Raw genomic sequence first — 18,140 nt, forward strand, 5'->3', positions numbered from 1 at the left:
CCTCTAACTAGGTGGCCAAATTCACCGTACCACTACAAGATGATTTTGTTATAACGGGGACTTCACAGGAGTTCCTACTTAACGAAATCAAACCGCAGCTAATTGGTTTTCTACAAGAAAGAGGCTTAACACTTTCTGAAGAGAAAACGCATGTCACTCATATTGATGATGGTTTTGACTTTTTGGGATTCAATCTTAGAAAGTACAAAGGCAAACTGCTTATTAAACCAAGTAAGAGCAATCTATTATCATTTTTGAGTAACTTACGCGAACTCATCAAAAAGCACGCAACTATTCCAGTAAACGATCTCATTAAGATTTTGAATCCGAAGCTGAGAGGATGGGCGAATTATTATCGTCATTGTGTGGCAAAGCGAACTTTCGATTATGTAGGCCATCAACTTTTCTGGTTGTTATGGCGATGGGCGGTAAGGCGTCACCTAACGAAAAGCAAAGACTGGGTACGTCGAAAATACTACATGAATCGCTTAGGTGGGTGGCAATTCCACGGCTGGCAGAAAATCGCCAACATGGACTGCCATTTTAATCTGGTTCAGATAGCTCAAACGCCGATAAAGAGACATGTGAAAATCAGGAGTGCTGCCACGCCATTCGATCCTCAATATCTAGCCTATTTGGCTAAGAGGAAACCGAAAAAGCAAAGTCGCAATTCTTGGTTCGAACCTGTTTTAGCTGCGATGTAAGGTGCTGGGTAACAGAACACGCCTTAGTGGAGGCTTGAGCCGTATGCAGTGAAAGTTGCACGTCCGGTTCTTAGGAGGGCGGCACTTGGTAACTGGTGCCGCCTATCCGACAAAAGTGAGCTAGAAAATGCTCGTCTCTATTGTGCTCGTCTCTATAGTCGTAATAAAAGAACATTTCACTATTTTCGTCCATTAGAGGCTGTCCCAATTTGTCAGACTATGGGTATATTTTATGTCAGAGTATGGTTATATGTTTTTGCTAAGTCATTGAAAGCCGGAAGCTGCCTATGTCAGACTTTGCATCCAGCGACATCTGCCTGTTGTTGTTTGAAGCAGTCTTAAAATGAGGCTGTAAAATGTCTAGGGTTCTGGGGGCAGTCCATATTGGAATGGACCTCGTTCAATAGGTCAGCTTATGCTTGCAGCGACAGCCAATTGTTCAAATTTAAGTTAGCACCGACACTCATCACCCTGATTTGGCGGTGCTTTTTACGACTAGATATTTAACCAATTAGATTGGTTGACTAACGCCACACCTGATCAAATACTCGGTACATATTCCCCCCTAAGAATTTGCCACAATCTTCTTTGGAATACCCATTTTCAAGCATCTTATCAATCAGTGCCGCGACAATTTGGTAAGGCGCAGGAGTTGGAAAACCTTTTGCCCCCGCCGCCGCACTATAGCCGCCATCTGGGAATACAGCGGCTCCCATAGGGGTTTGCATGATTGAGGCAGTAAAATTAATATTGGGTATATAGTCTGAACCAAAACCCACGTGATCGATGCCAACGAGGTTCGCCATGTAATCGACATGACGGAATAGCGCGTCTGTGGTCACAATATCTGGGTTAGAAGTGTCCATAAATGCGCCAACCATGTTGATTGAGCATACGCCGCCACTCTCTGCGATGGCTTTGATTACTTCGTCAGATAAACTACGTTGATAATTGGCCATGGCTTTTGCACCTGAGTGCGAAGAAATAACGGGTTGGCTACTGCGCTCTATCGCATCAAGCGAGGTACGTTCGCCTGTATGGCTAACATCTACCACCATGCCGTAACGGTTATAGCTATCAATCAGCTTTTTACCAAAGGCGGTCAAACCGCGATTTTCAGGTTCAAAGCAACCATCTCCTACTTCATTGCGATTGTTGTAAGCTAAAAGACAGTAGCCATAACCTAACTCACGCCACAAAGCGACACGGTCCACATCGCCACCAAATATCTGGGTGCCTTGGTGAGTAAAAAATAGCCCAAGCTTGTCCTCTTTTACCGCATCATCAATGTCTTTTGTTGTACGGATAATTTTGTAGCTGTCTGGGCGTTCTCTCATTTTATTAAGATAAAAATCTGTGCCTTTCATGATGCCATCGACAGAGGCGTCTAACGAGTCCGCAGATGGACATGCTGCAAGTACTTTAAAACCAGCAGCCTTACAACGGTCCATTTCATCGTGAAATTCTGGCGCTTCAGGTGAAGACCACTGACTGGGATATAGTGCAGAAAATAGCGTATCAATGGTCATAGAATCACGGACAATATTGACAGCTTTTTCTGATGCGGGATAAAACTGTTTACGCTGTGGAATATTGGAATAATCTTTGATTTCAAATTCAGGTAGCTCAAGGGTTTTGTTATTAGTCATAATTCGATTCCTATAGTGTTTGCATCTTTTTCAAACTGTTGAATAAACGCTAAGCTTGTTGAGTTGTCACAATAGTAGCTTCATTATCATCTAAGTATTAATCGTATATGTACGATCAAACCCTCGGTACTAGAAACCTGAAAGCATCGTCTTCTGGACTAAATGATCTACTCCTGCTACGTCACACCACATTGAGGGATGATATTCTCTGCTCTTATGTTGAAAATACCTTGTTACCTTGGTGTCATTATATGTGCATACAAGATCATTTTTGGCGGCAACAAATCCTTAGTCACCAAAGGTGTGCGTCTTCAGTAATGAGATCTTGCTGACTCACTTTGTCCAAAAGTCAGTTATAAAATGCTTGCCTAGTAGCCGTAATAAAAGAACAAATGGCAGTTCTCGTTCATTAATAGCTGCTTAATTTATTAGTGTATGGTTATATTTCATGTAGGGTTTAGTCATTCAAATACGAGTTTTTAGTATGCTTATTCCCGTCTATATTAGTGACCAATAACGAGAGTGCAATAATGAACTATTATCATGTCCTAGTGAACTAGAGGGTCTGAGAGCTAGTGGTTATTGTTTAGACATCAACTTAGGGAAACTAATGATGAAATACACCAAAGCTTTAAATGAATTGGCTGTTAATGATATTGATCAGTCAAAACGCGCAACGTTAACCAAATTAGCTGTAGGAGCGGCTGCAATTCCATTTGCCTCGGTTTTGCATGCGGCTCCAGAAAAACTGCTAGGTAAGAATATTATACTAATGGCGAATGAGGCCGGGCCTTTTGATATTGTTATTGAAAATGGCCGTGTGGTTGACCCTGAAACTAAGCTTGATGCGATTCGAAATGTGGGGATTAAAGGTAGTCGTATTGCTGCCATTTCAGATAAAAAGCTACAAGGTAGTAAAGTCATCGATGCGGCAGGCTTAGTTGTAGCTCCTGGTTTTATTGATATGCATGCTCATGGTCAGCAAGTTCCTGCTGCTCGCGCACAAGCATTTGATGGCGTCACCACAGCATTAGAGATGGAGTCAGGCCTACTGCCTATTGGTAAATTCTATGATGATTGTGCCAAAGAGGGGCGTCCCATTAATTACGGTGCGTCGGTAGCATGGACTTACGCACGAGTGATGGCTAAAGAGAAAGATGTTACGCCTGCCGATGGCACTATTGTTTGGTTTCAAAAAGCATTTGGGCTTAAAAATTGGCAAAACACCTTGGCAACAGGAGATGAGTTAAAAGAGATCTTATCGTCCGTTGAACAAGGGTTGAAAGAGGGCGGTTTAGGCGTGGGCATTAATGCGGGGTACGCACCTGGTTACGGACACAAAGAATATTATGAGCTCGCAAAACTTGCTAAGCGCTATGACGTCCCTACTTATACCCATATTCGTTACTTAAATAGTGCAGAGCCTCAGTCAAGCTTTGAAGCTTATCAAGAGCTAATTAGCCTGTCTGCGACTACTGGCGCTCACATGCATATTTGTCACCTGAACAGTACTTCAGTACAAGATATCGATGATTGTGCAGATCTAGTGCAGTCAGCGGTTGATAACGGACTTGCTATTACTACCGAAGCCTACCCTTATGGTGCAGGCTCTTCTGCTGTCGGTGCTGAAGTTTTTCGTGGTGAAGATTGGCTAGAGCGTTGGGGGGTACCAAGTGCCAGCTATATGGAAATGAATGGTAAAGCATTAGACCAAGCTAAAGTTACAGAACTTCAAGCGACAGCACCAGGCTCAGTTGTCGTCATGCACTTTTTGAAGCCGGATGAAGATAAAGATGATCGTAATAAAATGGATCGCTCGGTATTGTTCCCTGGTGCTGCAATTGCTTCAGATGCCATGCCTTGGATGAACAGTAAAGGGCAATTAATCGAAGGTGATGTCTGGCCACTGCCAAAAGATGCATTTGCCCATCCTCGTTCGATTGCTTGTTTTTCTCGCTTCGTGAGCAAATACGTAAATCAGTATAAGGCTGTGACTCTTACTGAAGCGATGGAGCGTACGAGTTTAAATGCATGTCGTATTCTTGAAGACGCGATTCCTCAAATGAAGAACAAAGGACGCGTCCAAGTGGGTAAAGATGCCGATTTAGTTGTATTCAAATTGGAAGAACTTAAAGATATGGCTACCTTTACCCAGCCAAATGTACTCTCTAAAGGAATGGAGTATGTATTGGTGAACGGTACGCCACTAATAGAACAAGGTGAGCTTAATTTAGATGCGATGCCAGGTCTGCCCGTTCGCCGGAAGGTTACCGTGTAAGGACCAAGTCTAAGGGCTAGTTATTGAACTAGCCTGTTTAAAAGCTATATCGAATGTGAGTTAAACTGATACCAGAAAAAGAGAGCCTTATATGAACAGCAAGCCAATTCCAGTCACTATTTTAGCGGGTTTCTTGGGCGCAGGAAAAACAACACTTCTTAACCATATACTGACCAATGCAGATGGTATGCGAATGGCCGTTATCGTTAATGACTTTGGTTCAATCAATGTCGACGCTGAGTTAGTTAAATCTGAAGATAAAAACATGATCAGCCTGGAAAATGGCTGTATTTGTTGTAATCTTGCCGAAGGTCTTGTTGTATCAGTAATGCGCTTACTCGCTTTGGATGATCGCCCTGATCATATTATTGTTGAAACTTCGGGAATTGCCGAGCCTAAAGAGGTTGCGCTTCAATTTGAAGATCCAGAGCTTCAAATACATGCTCCACTTAATGCTATCGTTACGACTGTTGATGCAGAAAATATCTTAGGTTTTGAAGGGCCTACAGCCGACCTGTCAGAGCAACAAATCCAAGTTGCTGATATCGTACTTGTTAACAAGGTGGATCTCGTTGAGGCTGTTAAATTAGATGAGGTGAAAGCATGGTGCACGACACAAGCACCGTTCGCTAAATTGGTTGAGATGACTTTTGGCCAAGTTGATTTACCGATCTTATTTGATGTTCCAGAAAGAGTCACTCAGCCAACACTACACAAGGTGCATGGCTGTCAGCATCATGATTGTGATGACCATCAGGGCTGTAACCACGCAGATCATGTAAACCACAGTTTCGATACCTTCAGTTTTGAAACCGATAAGCCACTCGCACTGCAAAGTCTGTATCCACTATTACAGCAGTTTTCAGTCGATGCTTACCGCATGAAAGGTATATTAAATTTGGTTGATCGTCCTGATCATCGCTGCATTTTCCAATGCACTGGTCAGCGCGCCAATGTCACCGTGGGTGAGCCATGGGATATTGATGAAGCGCGGGCGACACGTTTAGTCTTTATCGCGCCGAAAGGCGGCATGGATGAAAACGTAATGCGTCAAAAACTAGCCCGTTTAGTCGGTTAAACATCCAGTAGCACGGGGGGATTCAGTGCTTAAAAAATGCCGCGATAAAGTCGCGGCATTTTTATATTTGAGCTTATAGCAATTGCTGTAATGTTAAGCAAAATGGTTAGTTGAGTACCGTATAGCCGCGACCGACCATGCAGTTACGCATAACATTTTGGGTCTGAGCATCGAAGCTTTGTTCGGCTCGACGTTTCTCTGCACCATGCTTTAATGCCCCGCCAATCAAACCTATTCCCGCCCCCGCTTTGGCACCGTTAGAGCCACTGCCCCCCGATATTGCACCGCCAGCGGCGCCGATGGCCGCCCCCTTAGCTGTTGACTTTAGTATGTCATGACCTAGCGAATTGGACGACTGTGGTTCAACTTGCTGGCTTAACTGTTCACACTCATACATATCGGCGTGATATTGCTGGGGGTCGACATTTTTGCTGTCGACAATGATGTTGGCTTGGGTGTAAGCCGACACAGATATAAGTAGTGCAGCACTCAATAATAATTTTTTTCTGCTCATAATTGACCTATAGATTAAAACGGATCGGACAAGGTTAATGTACCTGAGCCATAGCTATCACCCACATTCATTTTGAAGGATCAAACCCTTCGAACACCGTGAAGCTTTCCTGATGAAATAGTCGAGTTGTGATTGTAGGGTTTAACCCTTCATATGCGATTAATGGCTTCTCAATTATCTGTATAAAATACCCACAATCAAGAATGTTGCAGTGCTGGTGAGGGTAATACCACTAGCAGCATTTTATCAGTTGGACATAAGGCTGTTGTCCGTTGTTTTCAGTATCACTGTCAGACAGTGGTGATAAGTCATTTGGAGATAGTAATGGGTCACACAAAGTCTTTATCTATGGTGATGTTTTTGTCGCTGTTTCTTGTGGCGTGTAGTTCAATACACCCCCTTGAAAACCGAGTAACCAAAGATAATTACCGAGCGGTAACGGTTGAGTCCAGCACAACAGATTCAGCTGCTGAACCCTATCGAGTTTGGGCTGATGATGCATCGGACTTTCTATTCAATGAGCTGGATGGGACAACACCGCTTAGTGTAAAAGGCGAACGGCTTAATATTCTCGCTTTGTCTGGCGGCGGGGCTAACGGAGCATTTGGCGCCGGAATCATTAACGGTTTGTACGACAGCAATCAATTGCAGGAGTACAGCATTGTTACTGGCATTAGTGCTGGCTCACTGATGGCGCCATTTGTATTTGTGGGTGGGGAAGAAATCCCGCGTTTGAAAAACGTCATGTTGAGTCTCAATGACGATCTTATCTTAGGTAAGCGTAATTTTCTCAATGCGTTGATTAAGGATGCATTTACCGATGGACAAAAGATGTATGAATTCATCCAGAGCGTCTACACGGCAGAAATGATTGAGCAGATTGCTGTACAGCATCAGTCTGGTCGTCGGTTATTTATTGGCAGCACCCATTTTGACTCTGAAGAGCTGGTCGTTTGGAACCTTGGTCGCATCGCCGAGAGTGATCTACCGAACAAGGTTACTCTTATTCATCAAATTCTGGCAGCTAGTTCATCAATACCTGGGGTGTTTCCGCCACAATTTATTGAGGTTAACCAAGGTGACAAGACCCTAGAAGAGCTTCATGTTGATGGCGGACTTACGGTGCAAATGTTTTTCGAAGTAGTCAATGTTGATTACGGCAAGATCAATGAGGCTTTGGGTTTAACGACGACGCCACAGGTACATGTTATTCGTAATGGCATGTTAAAAGTTCCCTATCAGGCAACTGAGGATAAGGGCGTTGATTTATTAAGTAGAAGTCTTGGCAGTATGACGATTCAACAAGCTAAAGGTGACCTGTATAGAATGCTTTATTTCAGTAAAAATAGTGGCTTAGAACTTTCATTTACTTATATGGATGATGAGTTTAACGCACCTAAATCGACCAAAGATATGTTCGACTTACAGTATATGAAAGCCTTGTACCAGCATGGCTATAGCAAAGCTACATCCACTGAGCTTTGGTCAACTGAAGTTCCTTAAACTTACCAAGAGGTAGTAATATGAAGAAAACACTTGTCACCCTAACACTGCTTGCTTTAGCTGCGAATGCCTCAGCGAATACATTAGATCAGCGCGAAGCGGCGCAGGTGGATCAAGAGATGGAGCAGCTAGTGTCGGTTACTGAGGAGACAGAATTCTTTATCACCATCGATGAAGATGCCAGTTTTGAGCTAATTGAATATAGAGGTTTTATTAAAGAGATGTTTAGTGAAATCTATATCAATAGGCACCAGGCCCGAGATCTTCAACTTGAAAAAGCGAGCAAGTTCTATGTTTATGGTGAAACAGATATTGATGTGCTGAGCCGTAAAATTGCGGATCGTATTGAGCAAGATAAGCCCGTATTTTTCTCGGTTGACCTATATCGAGATTACCATGGCGACTCAGGAGACTTTAATTACGTCGCTCGGGTTATCGAATACAAATAACATGAGCGACTTTAGTTAAGCCCGCAACTAGTGGGCTTTTTTGATATTAGATGATGCTTAAATGCTAAACCCCTCCCGCTACTAAACATCCAGACATAAAAAAGAGCGGTATCAATAACCGCTCCTGTTCATTACCGTTTCTGTTTAGAGTTCCGCTCCACCATCCACCTGCCTGATAAGCTAGTCTGGCAGTTTGTACCAATCCCCATAATTAGGATTAGTGTCGAGGCTCTCATCAGCGGACTGCCAACGAATACTGCCGTCAGACTGTTGAGTGACATGCCAATAGTTGTACTCTTGTGTGCCCAATAAATAGGTGTTGAGTATCTTGGCAAAGGCTTCGCTTTCAATCACAATCCCAAATTCAATATTGAGAAAGTCAGAGCGAGGGGCAAAATTGGATGAGCCTATATAGGAGATCTTATCGTCAAAATGAAAGTCCTATTGTGGTAGTAAGTATCGACATGATAAAGATGGTCCTTTGCATAGGCATCATCTCTAAATTCACACAGATTTACGCCCATCTTCATTAATATCGGACAATATTCTTCAAAGTCGGCAGGCACAAAGGCAGAATCATTTGACGCAGATGAGTTGGTGATCAGTGTCACCGCCGCATTATGTTGCGTCAGAGTCTCAATAATCTTGTACTTACTTTGACCTGGAATTAAGTAAGGACTTGAAATGACCGCCTTATTTGCATTATTTATCGGTTCCTCCATTAGGCGCTCTACTCGAGTTCTGAAATAAGGTTTATTGTCTTTTACCTTATCTAGCGAGTCGAAAACAGGTGTCACCTCAGCATCGATAAAACTCATCGCAGACAGAGAGGTTAGCGAGCTCGCAATTGCCTCGGCTACTTGAGAATGTTTCGTTTGGGCACGCTCTAATGCCTGATTAAATTGGCGGTAAGTACCAGCTTCTTTTGTCTTAATCAGCGCTGTAACCGGTGTCAGCAGCTCACTGTTCCACAACTGCTGATAATTACCAATAAATGCTTGAATAATATAGCCTTTAAATACCACGTCTAAGTCGAAAAAGTTAGCGTCTTGACTGTAACCAAAATAGTCATCACCAATATTGCGTCCACCTAAGATCATCAACTGACCATCGACATTGAAATACTTTTCATGGAGTCGATTGTCCAGCTGCGCCCTATGGCGTTCAAAGTCGATACTGCGACCTAGCCAACCTGTCTTACGGGAGTTGAAGGGATTAAAGATGCGGATCTCCATCTTCTCATGTTGGCCTAATTCAGCCAGCCAGCCAGGTTTCGTTGAAAACCAGGAGATCATCTAAGACGATGTGTACCTGAACGCCTCTATCCGCCGCCAGTTTCAACTCATTGAGCAGCATCAGGCCGGAGAGATCTTTATTCCAAGAGAAGTAGGTGATGTCGATACTGTGCTGTGCTTGGCGAACAGCCTCTATGCGACGCGCCAACGCCTCGCTCGCGCTGGAGATCAGATATACCTGTGCCTGATGGGGCTGAGCCTGCCAATTCGATTCAAAGCCGGGCTCGACCTCAGGGTAGCTGCCGGCACACCCGGTGAGCACCAGGCTGTAAAGGCATAGCAGTAACGCCATCAATTGGCGGCTTAGGGGAAGTCTACTCATAGGTTGAGTACCTCGTTGAGAAAAAGGCCGGCTAGCGGTTAACCAGTCGGCCTTGGGGACGGGGGATTCAAGGCTTACTTATCGAAGTAACTCATGATCAGGCCTAAGTCTTCCAGACCGCTCAGACGACCGCCTCTTAGTTCGGGATCTTGAGCGTTATTTTGCTGAGCATCCCAGTCGGTGATAGGGGTGATTTGAGCGTCGACCTTGATAGTTAGTACCTTGTCAGTGGCTGTATCGTATTGATAGTCGGCGAATAGCTCGTCGCTGAACCAGATGCGTGACAGAGTGTTCATCAGTTGTTGATCTTTGCTGCTTGGCTTTACGTGGCTCCCAGCTAGGTTGTATGGCTTATTGAAGATGAATGGCAACTCTGCACCACTGCATATCTTGCCCATACAGCTTACGGACTTAAATAGATCCCCTGGGTAGATGGTTTCCCCTTCGTTGTACACGGTCCAACTATTGAAACTTGGCTTATAGTCAAATTGATATAGGGTGGCCGCAACCAAGCCGTTATCACTGGTTTGTTTTGCCTTAACGTGTGCTGGACCACTGAACAGCATGTCATTGGCTAACTGCCTAAATTGCGCCATGTTGGCGGTGGCGCCTGAGAGTTCACTCTCGTCGTTAGGGGCGTAATCGGTCAGTGCAAGTAACTTGTTGGCCAGCTCACTATTGCCTAGTCCAAAGAAGAATTTAACTATGGCCTCGTAGGCGCTACCTGGCAACATATCGCCAAGGTCTACCTGTGCGGCAACTTGCGCAGGTGTCAGCTGCATCAGGCGCTGCCCAAGTTGAGCCAAGTTGTCTTGCGAAGCCAACCAGGTTTGAATAGCCTGTGCTGATGGCTCGATCCCCTCTGGTGCCTCATTCATCTCTTTGATTAACTCAATGATGGTTGGGATTAAAGAGGTTAGGCTAGGCAAAAAGCTGGTGGTGGCGCCATCATCACTGTTAAAACCGACTACCGTAGGTACTGTGTACTCGGTTTGCGCGGGCTGAGTGGTCAGGTGGTAGCCGCTAATTTCAGGTTTCAGGAACGCCTTGGCACGGTACTCTATGTAGGGCGCAAATGGTTTCAGATGGTGCTGTGGTGTTATCTCGCTGTCTAGTTTATTGGCGAAACACAGGCCACTGCCAACCAAATTATCGGTATCGATGCAGTCTATGCCAGACCAGGTGCCGACCGTTGATACAAGTCCAGTTGCTTTAGATTGAACGGCCAGCAGTTCAGTCAGACTGAGCTCAGCTAGGCTTTCTGTTTGGTACAGTTCTGTATTGTATTGGGCCAACTTGCCGTTAAAGGTCTGTGCCTGGCCATAGGATTTATAATCAAATCCATAAGGGTTGCTTTGCATGATCGCGCGCTGGAAAAAACTACCAGTGATATTGTCTTGAGTTTGGCTCTGTTGCAATATCCCCACAGACATTGCGCCAGCGCCTTGGCCGATAAGCGTCACGTTATTAGGGTTGCCGCCAAACAAGTCGATGTTTTCATTTACCCATTGCAGTGCACGTTTTTGATCGCCCAAGCCAAAATTACCGCCTTCAGGTGTCTTGCTGCCATCCTGCCAATAGCTGCCCAAAATACCGAGACGGTAGTTGATGGTCACTGCGATAAATGGCTTGCCATCTATTGCGCCCTGCGCCACCACATTGTCACCTTGCACTAAAGGGTCTGAACCTGAACCCACTTCAAAATCGCCGCCGTGAATAAACACGTATACGGGTAATGATTCCGATGCTGTGGTATTTTCAGGACGCCAAATATTGAGGTTGAGGCAATCTTCCGATTGCGCCTGAATAGTTGTTCGGTTTTGCGGGCAGGCATTGCCGAATGATGTGGCATCACTGACCGTGGCCAATGTTGCGAGTTCACTGTGAACAAAGCGTGCTGCATTGGCATAGGGAAGTCCTTTAAACACCTCAAGTTCGACACGAGCAGGTGCACCATCAATATCATTGACGACAACGGATTCACGCAGTGCTTGCAGGGTGTTATCACCTATCTGCAACGCTACCTGCTCCGTTGGCAAGGGCTCAACTGGTGCAGGTATCTCTGGTGCGGGATCGGGGTTGGTGACTTCTGAATTGTCATCACTACCGCCACACGCAGCTAAAGATAACGAAACAAGTACAGCGAGGGCCGAGCGATAAAACATCGTCATAATAGACTCCATAGTTCGGTTCATTTGGCATTGAGTGCTGACTCACTTGCCTCCACTGGTTTTAAGTCGAGTGGGGATATATGTCAGGGAACACTTCAATTTATGACGCCATTTTAGTTGTTTTTTTGACCATGGAATAATCGCCGATGAAGGATGAAACCCTCTCAACGCATAGCGAGAAGGTGAAATCCCGTTTGGAAAATGAGCTGATGCTCTCTAGTTTTTGTTGATTCGTTGTGCGTTAATTCATAAATGCTAGCGATCTTTATGGGTAAAGATAAATCGGTTATTAAAGATAGAATATATGATGATTTGGCCCGCCATAATGGCGCAAAACATCAGTAATGCTGATAGTCCTATGCTTGGGATCGGTAAGATTGCGGTAGCAAAGAAAGACTCACTCGCTCCAACAATTATTCGACTTCCCGGTACTAAGATAATGATCCCTTGGATGATATATACCAGCGCGGGAACATTGCGTATTCTTCCCGCAGCGAGTCCGTATAGGGTAATAAGCATAGTGCTTATCCACGTCCCTACTACCCAGTCAGAGGTAAACCAATGAGGGCCCCACATGCCAATTGCCGCTGCGGGTAACCCGATCACAATATCCTTCGCGCTGGCATTAAAGATGACGCCAATTGCGACAGATATGCCGATTAAAGCTAGGATATGCAGACTTAAAGGGATTTCATTAACAAAGGGGGCAGCTGTTGTGCTGCCGAAGAGTTGAGTCGATAGGCTCAAACCCAATACGACGCCGATAAAGATTTTTATGACGATGAGTGTACTTTGCGCCAAGAGTTCTATGCCTGAACGAAAGTCATTTAATGTTAGGCTTGCAAGGGCATTGGTTACGGTAAGCCCTGGTATAAACAGGACTATTGATGAGATGCATAGGGCTAACACGGGTAGCTCGGGAAAATGAGAAGCTAAACCCCCAACCACAAAGCTTGACACTAACGCGACTAAAAACTCAATCAGAATCGCACGTTCACCCGTTAACACTACCTGTGAAAGCCAGGCTAGTAGCCCTAACATGAAGGCAATGCCGACGGCAAGATAAGTACTGCCAACCAACATTAGATAGGTTGGTGGCAGTAACATATTGGCGATACAGAGGGCCAGTTTGGAATACTTATCAGCACCTTTAGCAATTCCATCAGCCTTTTGATTTTTTAATGTTGTTATCAATTTCCGTAAATTTACCGAAGGTGGATTTTTATCTTGCATCACCACTTTTTGGGTTGGTTGCTCAAATACCGTCACCATTTTGGTTGGAGTGACATCGATAGCGATCGCCACACCATGTTCGTTGGCATAAGCCTTAGTGTATTGGGCAACGGCGTAGGGGGCACAACCTGATTGATGTAATTTATCTGCAAACGATAAAATGTCATCCTGCTGTAAAGGCGTTTCATTTTTAACTTTCATGGCTGGTACTCAGTGCGTGGTCATTAATGATGGCAACTTTGGTATGGATAGAAGTGGCATGAACAGAAATGGTAATGATTAAGTCATTCACTTTACAATCGCATATAGAGGGTTGAGTCCTGCGAAAAAGAAAGGGCATTCAGTTCAATGCACTTCACTGCTGAGAAAGAGGTTGTTAAATCTACTAATAGACAATTTTACCTAACGTTTTCATCGCGTAATTCACTTCACTTTACAAACGGCCTGATAAGAGCTTTGCCATTTGAATGGTTTGACCCGTCAAATGAGGGTTATTGTTAGTTTAAACTCACCGTAAACTGGCTCCAGTTATTGACTTAAACCCATTTTTACGGAGCTACAAATCATGTCATCACTTACTAAAACTATCTTAGCCACGACACTCGGCCTTGCGTTGACTGCTAATGTTTTTGCGCAGGAACAAGTTCACGATGTTGATCCTTCTGATTTAACAAAAGCATCAACATCTGCCTATGTTGGTGTGAATAATAAGGGGGACGTTAAGCTATCGGGCTCACTAGCCTATACACTTGATAATGGACAGATGGCGATGGGCACTATCGAAGGAACAATGAATAAGGAGGGTGACTATAATGATAGTCGTATCCAGTATTTTCATGTGTTTAACATTGATAATGCGGTGACTCCACGTGTCGCGGCATCACTTGATATCATCGATAATCAACAGTTTACTACTGCTGCGGTTGGTGGCATTGTAATGTTTACCACCCCAGCAGAGTCGCTGAATATTTTTGTTCGTGGCGGGGTATTAGCAGGTTCATATGATGAGGATTTTGCTAATGCCATGGGAGAAAGTGATACCGATATTGTTGGTGGTATGGCGGCGGCTTACTTCTCATGGAAAACAGGTGATGATGGTACCTATATCATGTTTAGTCCGGAATACACCTATTTAGGTGGTAGCATTGAAGACAATACTTTGAAAACATCGATAACGTTTGGTACTCCCTTGTCTCAAGATAAGTCTAAATGGGGCCAATTTAAGCTTGAAAATACCGTGAGCACGATGAAGTCTAGTTCAGAAAAAATTGATATCAATGACACTGCGGCCTGGTTCTTCTTTAAAGCTTACTTTTAAAGACTACTCAATCTTTCCCGATCTTAAGCCAGTTGAATTGTTCAACTGGCTTTTTTGCGTCCGAAATAGGTGCTAAGTACAACCTTGTTAGCTTAATAGTGTGAACTTTTTGCCGATAGTTTGAGCCTCCAAGGTCGTTATGAAAAACTGTAAATGGACAAATCTGTAAGCATGGAAACGGGAAACGCTTAAGAGTGACTATGAGCGGCAAGTTACTATCCACAAGTAGATGAAATTTTGGTTGCTGTAAAAGCAATGAACGAAGTCATAGAACTAGGAACGCTATTTAGGAAGCAAGTTGCCTAACTCGCTAATACCTTTAGGGGCTGAAATTATAATTAGTTTTTAATCAACAGCCTTGTATGAGTCAGTATTCGCAATACGCTAATCATGTGATCGTGCTCACGCTTTTGGCCTGGGGGAAGGTATATTTTATTTATTGGCGACGAAACGTGCAGAACTTCTAAAATTATTTACTAGACGGCTTTGAGTGTGTTTGCCGACCTATGAATACTCTAACTTTTTGTCGTTTATTTTTTGATCTAAAAAGGAAGGTAAAACATATGGACAAAATGACTCAACAAGTGGACTTAGTCGAAGGTCATGTGGCAAGTGACTCGATTGGGACAGGGAAAGGGCGCGAATTAAGCCGCCGATCGATGCTTAAAACCTCTGTCGGTGCCGCTATAGGCGGTGCAGCGGCAATGATATTACCTAGTAGTATTGTCAATGCGACAGACCAACCTAAAGCTGGTTCATCTCCTAAACTGCCAGACTTTGAGATAAAGGATTACTCTAAAATTCCACAAAGAACTCATCAATACCCAGCCTCAGAATGTGCAAGAAAAATCGTACGTGATTCCATGGCTATTGACACTTTATTCTCTGGTCTTTGGCCCTCTCAATGGTCATCCCCAAAAGCTCCTGAATTCCATGATGAAATGGACAAATGCAAAGCCGCAGGTTTCAACGTTCTTGCAGCGTGTCCATCTGCGGATTCATTGGATGCGTCTGTTGAAGGGATTATGAAGGGGGCTCAGTTCTATCTCAGTAAAATGAAAGAGCGCCCCGATAATTACATGTTGATTCGTACAACCAAAGATATTGATGAAGCGCACCGGCAGAATAAACTTGGTATTTACTTCACTCACCAAGGAACGCAAATATTTGGCGGTGATGTTGACCGTGTAGGCCTCTGGCGAGAGATGGGATATGGTTACTGCCTCCTAGCATATAATCAGCGTAATGATGTGGGTGATGGTTGCTTCGAAATTGAAAATCGAGGACTCACCGCTTATGGTAAGAAGTTAGTCGATGCCTATAATCGCTACGGTATGCTGGTGGATGTAAGCCACACTGGTGAGCGTACTTCCCTTGATGCAATTGAACGCAGTCGTCAGCCTGTTATATCTTCACATTCAGGAGCCAAGGCTATTGCTGACTATCAGAGGAGCCTTACCGATGCCGTTATTAAAGGAGTTGCTGCAACAGGTGGGGTTTGTTCAATAAATATGGTTGCAGCCTTTATGGATACGTCGAACCCAGATATATTGACGACTGATACATTATTCCAGCATATTGATTATATGGTTAATTTAGTAGGGATAGACCATGTTGGCTTCGGTTCGGACTATATACCTAACATCAATTTTACAGCGTCGATTATTCAAACCCCAATGGGGCAAAAAGTATTCCCAGATGGAGGCTACAGTGCCGCTGTTGGGGCAAAAGGGTTCCCTACACCAGCGCCATATCAAATTGTTGCAGCGTTAATTGATAAGATGCTTGAAAACGGGTATTCAGAAGCAGACTGCGGCAAGTTTTTGGGAGGTAATATGTATCGCGTGTTTGACCAAGTTTGGGTGTAAAGTGTTAATTATACCTTTAGGCTGATTGCCGATTCAATGCGGATAAACGGACAGCTTTTTTCGCCATAAATAAGCGCAATAACAAGTATTGCGCTTATTATGAAAAGTCCTATTTTTTCTGTTCGCGGCGAATAGGTTTACCCGCTTTGACACTGGTGTCTAGCTCTGTGTTATTCACCACGACTTTACCATTAACAAGTAACCAATGAACGCCCACTGCTGGGTGGTTTGGATCTTGGTAGGTACCGACATCGGCGATAGTGTCAGGGTCAAATACCACAATATCAGCATCCATATTAGGCTGAATGCGGCCTTTATATTTCATTTGTGGGGCAAAATCTTCAATCAATCGCGCTGGCATTAAGGTCATTTTACGCAACGCTTCAGTCATGCTTAATAATCCGCGTTCACGCACATACATTCTTAGTACTTTGGCAAATGTACCGTTTGAACGAGGATGAGAGAACAGATCTGTTGGTAGTGGCCATTCATCACCTGCATAGTTGTCAATATGACCCTCTTCGTCCATGTGCATCCAGAACATCTCATCAGACTCAATTAACACATTTGGGTTGAGGATCGATGCGTCTAGCTTCGCCAAATCTGCAGGGTTACTCTCATCTAAAAAGTGCCAAACAATAAAGGTTCCAGGCTTGTTTGCTTGATAGTCGGCAAGTTGCTCTTCTGTCATACGCTCCTTGCCCAGCTGAAAGTTTTCAGCTGTTGAGCCCATGCGCTCACGCCAGCCTTCGCCACTAAACATCGCTGCGCCTACGACCGTACTCGCAGCGCCCCAAGGGTAAGCACCAACGGTGACATTTATGCCTTGTTCCTGTGCCTTATTGACCATAGGTAGGATGGTGTCGATATCTTTCAATGAGGTGCTGTTTATGTGGCAAAGATGCATATGTGCGCCAGTAATGGCGGCATTACCAACCAGCTCTTTTACTGCCTCAAAAGAGCTTTGTGGTTCCGCATTACTTGCATAGCGTACATGAGTAAATGTGGCTACATCACGCTCTGCGGCCAACTCAGCCAGTGAATAATACTCTTTTTGGCCATGGCCTGGTGCGTAACCTGCGTTAATTCCTATGCCGAGGCCGCCTTCATCAAGACCTTGTTCAATTAACTTCATGATCTTACTTTCTTGTTCAGGCGTAGCAATATCCATTTTCCAATCATTACGTGACTGGGCTGCTTGGAAATAACCGGCAGTTGCTTCAGGTTTGGTGTCGCTAAAGGTTGCGATACGGGCATAGGTCCAGCCAGCAGCTGCGCCATAGTTAAGTGGCAAGCCTTTTTCCCCTTGAGTGGCATACCAATCACTAATCGGTAATACGCCTGATTCAAGCTCAAGCATAGTGGTTACACCTTGCATCGCCTGCATTCTGTAATCACCTATATTCTGCCCATGAGCATGCACGTCGATAAATCCTGGCGCAACAACCTTGCCCGTCGCATCGATGATTTGGCTGCCTGTGATTTTATCGGTGGTGACAGATATGATCTTGTTGTCTTTGATCCCCACGTTAGCGATGGCGTCAAAGTTAGTTTCTGGATCAATAACTCGACCATTTAAGATTACAACGTCATAGTTTGCAGCCATAACAAATGGAGAGAGTAACCCTAGGCCTATCACAGAAGCTTTTTTCATAAATGAAGATAATTTTTTCATGAGTAATGCTTTCCTTAATTGATGATTCAATAGTTTAATCTTGGCTAATTACACTTAGTATTTATAGCCCCATCAGGGTTAAT

The 18,140-nt window shown here is 44.2% G+C and carries 14 protein-coding genes and 1 pseudogene; 7 read left to right on the forward strand and 8 right to left on the reverse strand.

The genetic code is table 11. From position 1 onward, the window contains the following. Positions 1 to 38: 38 nt before the first annotated feature. Positions 39 to 704: pseudogene (locus tag AB4238_RS04565) on the forward strand (group II intron maturase-specific domain-containing protein); the annotation flags it as partial. 524 nt (positions 705 to 1,228) lie between these two features. Here the strand turns inward: AB4238_RS04565 and AB4238_RS04570 are convergent. Continuing rightward, positions 1,229 to 2,353, reverse strand: coding sequence for a dipeptidase (locus tag AB4238_RS04570; protein WP_372031759.1), 1,125 nt, complete (start codon positions 2,351 to 2,353; stop codon positions 1,229 to 1,231). Between the two features lie 610 nt (positions 2,354 to 2,963). On the opposite strand from AB4238_RS04570, the gene AB4238_RS04575 reads away from it, so the two are divergent. Together AB4238_RS04575 and AB4238_RS04580 are read left to right on the forward strand one after the other, a co-directional pair. After that, entirely contained in the window at positions 2,964 to 4,631 is a 1,668-nt protein-coding gene (locus AB4238_RS04575) for an amidohydrolase family protein (RefSeq protein ID WP_372031761.1), read from the forward strand. A gap of 91 nt (positions 4,632 to 4,722) precedes the next feature. Beyond that, positions 4,723 to 5,709: a GTP-binding protein gene (locus tag AB4238_RS04580; RefSeq protein ID WP_372031763.1), complete on the forward strand. Its 987-nt coding sequence runs from the start codon at positions 4,723 to 4,725 to the stop codon at positions 5,707 to 5,709. 106 nt (positions 5,710 to 5,815) lie between these two features. Here AB4238_RS04580 and AB4238_RS04585 read toward each other — a convergent pair whose 3' ends face one another. Then, a complete protein-coding gene (locus AB4238_RS04585) occupies positions 5,816 to 6,223 on the reverse strand; it encodes a glycine zipper family protein (RefSeq protein WP_372031766.1) in 408 nt (135 codons plus the stop codon). A gap of 324 nt (positions 6,224 to 6,547) precedes the next feature. On the opposite strand from AB4238_RS04585, the gene AB4238_RS04590 reads away from it, so the two are divergent. Beyond that, positions 6,548 to 7,726, forward strand: coding sequence for a patatin-like phospholipase family protein (locus tag AB4238_RS04590; protein WP_372031768.1), 1,179 nt, complete (start codon positions 6,548 to 6,550; stop codon positions 7,724 to 7,726). A 20-nt stretch (positions 7,727 to 7,746) separates the two neighbouring features. Next, complete coding sequence (locus AB4238_RS04595) at positions 7,747 to 8,175, forward strand: hypothetical protein (protein ID WP_372031771.1); 429 nt, start codon at positions 7,747 to 7,749, stop codon at positions 8,173 to 8,175. A gap of 180 nt (positions 8,176 to 8,355) precedes the next feature. Here AB4238_RS04595 and AB4238_RS04600 read toward each other — a convergent pair whose 3' ends face one another. The 5 genes from AB4238_RS04600 to AB4238_RS04620 all read right to left on the reverse strand — a co-directional run bounded on the left by AB4238_RS04600 (position 8,356) and on the right by AB4238_RS04620 (position 13,397). Further along, positions 8,356 to 8,529 carry a hypothetical protein gene (locus AB4238_RS04600; protein ID WP_372031773.1) on the reverse strand — a complete coding sequence of 58 codons (174 nt, stop codon included), beginning with the start codon at positions 8,527 to 8,529 and terminating at the stop codon, positions 8,356 to 8,358. 53 nt (positions 8,530 to 8,582) lie between these two features. Beyond that, a complete protein-coding gene (locus AB4238_RS04605; protein WP_372031775.1) occupies positions 8,583 to 9,470 on the reverse strand; it encodes a hypothetical protein in 888 nt (295 codons plus the stop codon). Beyond that, complete coding sequence (locus tag AB4238_RS04610; protein ID WP_372031778.1) at positions 9,430 to 9,792, reverse strand: hypothetical protein; 363 nt, start codon at positions 9,790 to 9,792, stop codon at positions 9,430 to 9,432. Before AB4238_RS04610 ends, AB4238_RS04605 begins: the two co-directional genes overlap by 41 nt. 74 nt (positions 9,793 to 9,866) lie before the next feature. Continuing rightward, entirely contained in the window at positions 9,867 to 11,963 is a 2,097-nt protein-coding gene (locus AB4238_RS04615) for a carboxylesterase family protein (protein WP_372031781.1), read from the reverse strand. Between the two features lie 255 nt (positions 11,964 to 12,218). Then, positions 12,219 to 13,397 carry a threonine/serine exporter family protein gene (locus AB4238_RS04620; RefSeq protein WP_372031784.1) on the reverse strand — a complete coding sequence of 393 codons (1,179 nt, stop codon included), beginning with the start codon at positions 13,395 to 13,397 and terminating at the stop codon, positions 12,219 to 12,221. A 364-nt stretch (positions 13,398 to 13,761) separates the two neighbouring features. Between AB4238_RS04620 and AB4238_RS04625 the strand changes: the two genes are divergently transcribed. Together AB4238_RS04625 and AB4238_RS04630 are read left to right on the forward strand one after the other, a co-directional pair. Continuing rightward, positions 13,762 to 14,514 (forward strand): hypothetical protein, encoded by a 753-nt coding sequence (locus AB4238_RS04625; protein WP_220757342.1) that lies wholly within the window; start codon positions 13,762 to 13,764, stop codon positions 14,512 to 14,514. A 563-nt stretch (positions 14,515 to 15,077) separates the two neighbouring features. Next, positions 15,078 to 16,382, forward strand: a complete 1,305-nt coding sequence (locus tag AB4238_RS04630; RefSeq protein ID WP_372031785.1) for a dipeptidase — start codon at positions 15,078 to 15,080, stop codon at positions 16,380 to 16,382. Between the two features lie 109 nt (positions 16,383 to 16,491). On the opposite strand, the gene AB4238_RS04635 is transcribed toward AB4238_RS04630, so the two are convergent. After that, complete coding sequence (locus AB4238_RS04635; RefSeq protein ID WP_372031787.1) at positions 16,492 to 18,057, reverse strand: amidohydrolase family protein; 1,566 nt, start codon at positions 18,055 to 18,057, stop codon at positions 16,492 to 16,494. Positions 18,058 to 18,140 lie beyond the last annotated feature (83 nt).

It is taken from the genome of Shewanella sp. 10N.286.45.A1, assembly GCF_041470405.1.
GTDB lineage: Bacteria > Pseudomonadota > Gammaproteobacteria > Enterobacterales > Shewanellaceae > Shewanella.

Excerpts from the sequence above, each read along its gene's own strand:
- AB4238_RS04570 (WP_372031759.1), bottom strand. The coding sequence starts at position 2,353 with ATGACTAATAACAAAACCCTTGAGCTACCTGAATTTGAAATCAAAGAT.
- AB4238_RS04575 (WP_372031761.1), top strand. The coding sequence starts at position 2,964 with ATGATGAAATACACCAAAGCTTTAAATGAATTGGCTGTTAATGATATT.
- AB4238_RS04580 (WP_372031763.1), top strand. The coding sequence starts at position 4,723 with ATGAACAGCAAGCCAATTCCAGTCACTATTTTAGCGGGTTTCTTGGGC.
- AB4238_RS04585 (WP_372031766.1), bottom strand. The coding sequence starts at position 6,223 with ATGAGCAGAAAAAAATTATTATTGAGTGCTGCACTACTTATATCTGTG.
- AB4238_RS04590 (WP_372031768.1), top strand. The coding sequence starts at position 6,548 with ATGGGTCACACAAAGTCTTTATCTATGGTGATGTTTTTGTCGCTGTTT.
- AB4238_RS04595 (WP_372031771.1), top strand. The coding sequence starts at position 7,747 with ATGAAGAAAACACTTGTCACCCTAACACTGCTTGCTTTAGCTGCGAAT.
- AB4238_RS04605 (WP_372031775.1), bottom strand. The coding sequence starts at position 9,470 with ATGATCTCCTGGTTTTCAACGAAACCTGGCTGGCTGGCTGAATTAGGC.
- AB4238_RS04610 (WP_372031778.1), bottom strand. The coding sequence starts at position 9,792 with ATGAGTAGACTTCCCCTAAGCCGCCAATTGATGGCGTTACTGCTATGC.
- AB4238_RS04615 (WP_372031781.1), bottom strand. The coding sequence starts at position 11,963 with ATGACGATGTTTTATCGCTCGGCCCTCGCTGTACTTGTTTCGTTATCT.
- AB4238_RS04620 (WP_372031784.1), bottom strand. The coding sequence starts at position 13,397 with ATGAAAGTTAAAAATGAAACGCCTTTACAGCAGGATGACATTTTATCG.
- AB4238_RS04625 (WP_220757342.1), top strand. The coding sequence starts at position 13,762 with ATGTCATCACTTACTAAAACTATCTTAGCCACGACACTCGGCCTTGCG.
- AB4238_RS04630 (WP_372031785.1), top strand. The coding sequence starts at position 15,078 with ATGGACAAAATGACTCAACAAGTGGACTTAGTCGAAGGTCATGTGGCA.
- AB4238_RS04635 (WP_372031787.1), bottom strand. The coding sequence starts at position 18,057 with ATGAAAAAATTATCTTCATTTATGAAAAAAGCTTCTGTGATAGGCCTA.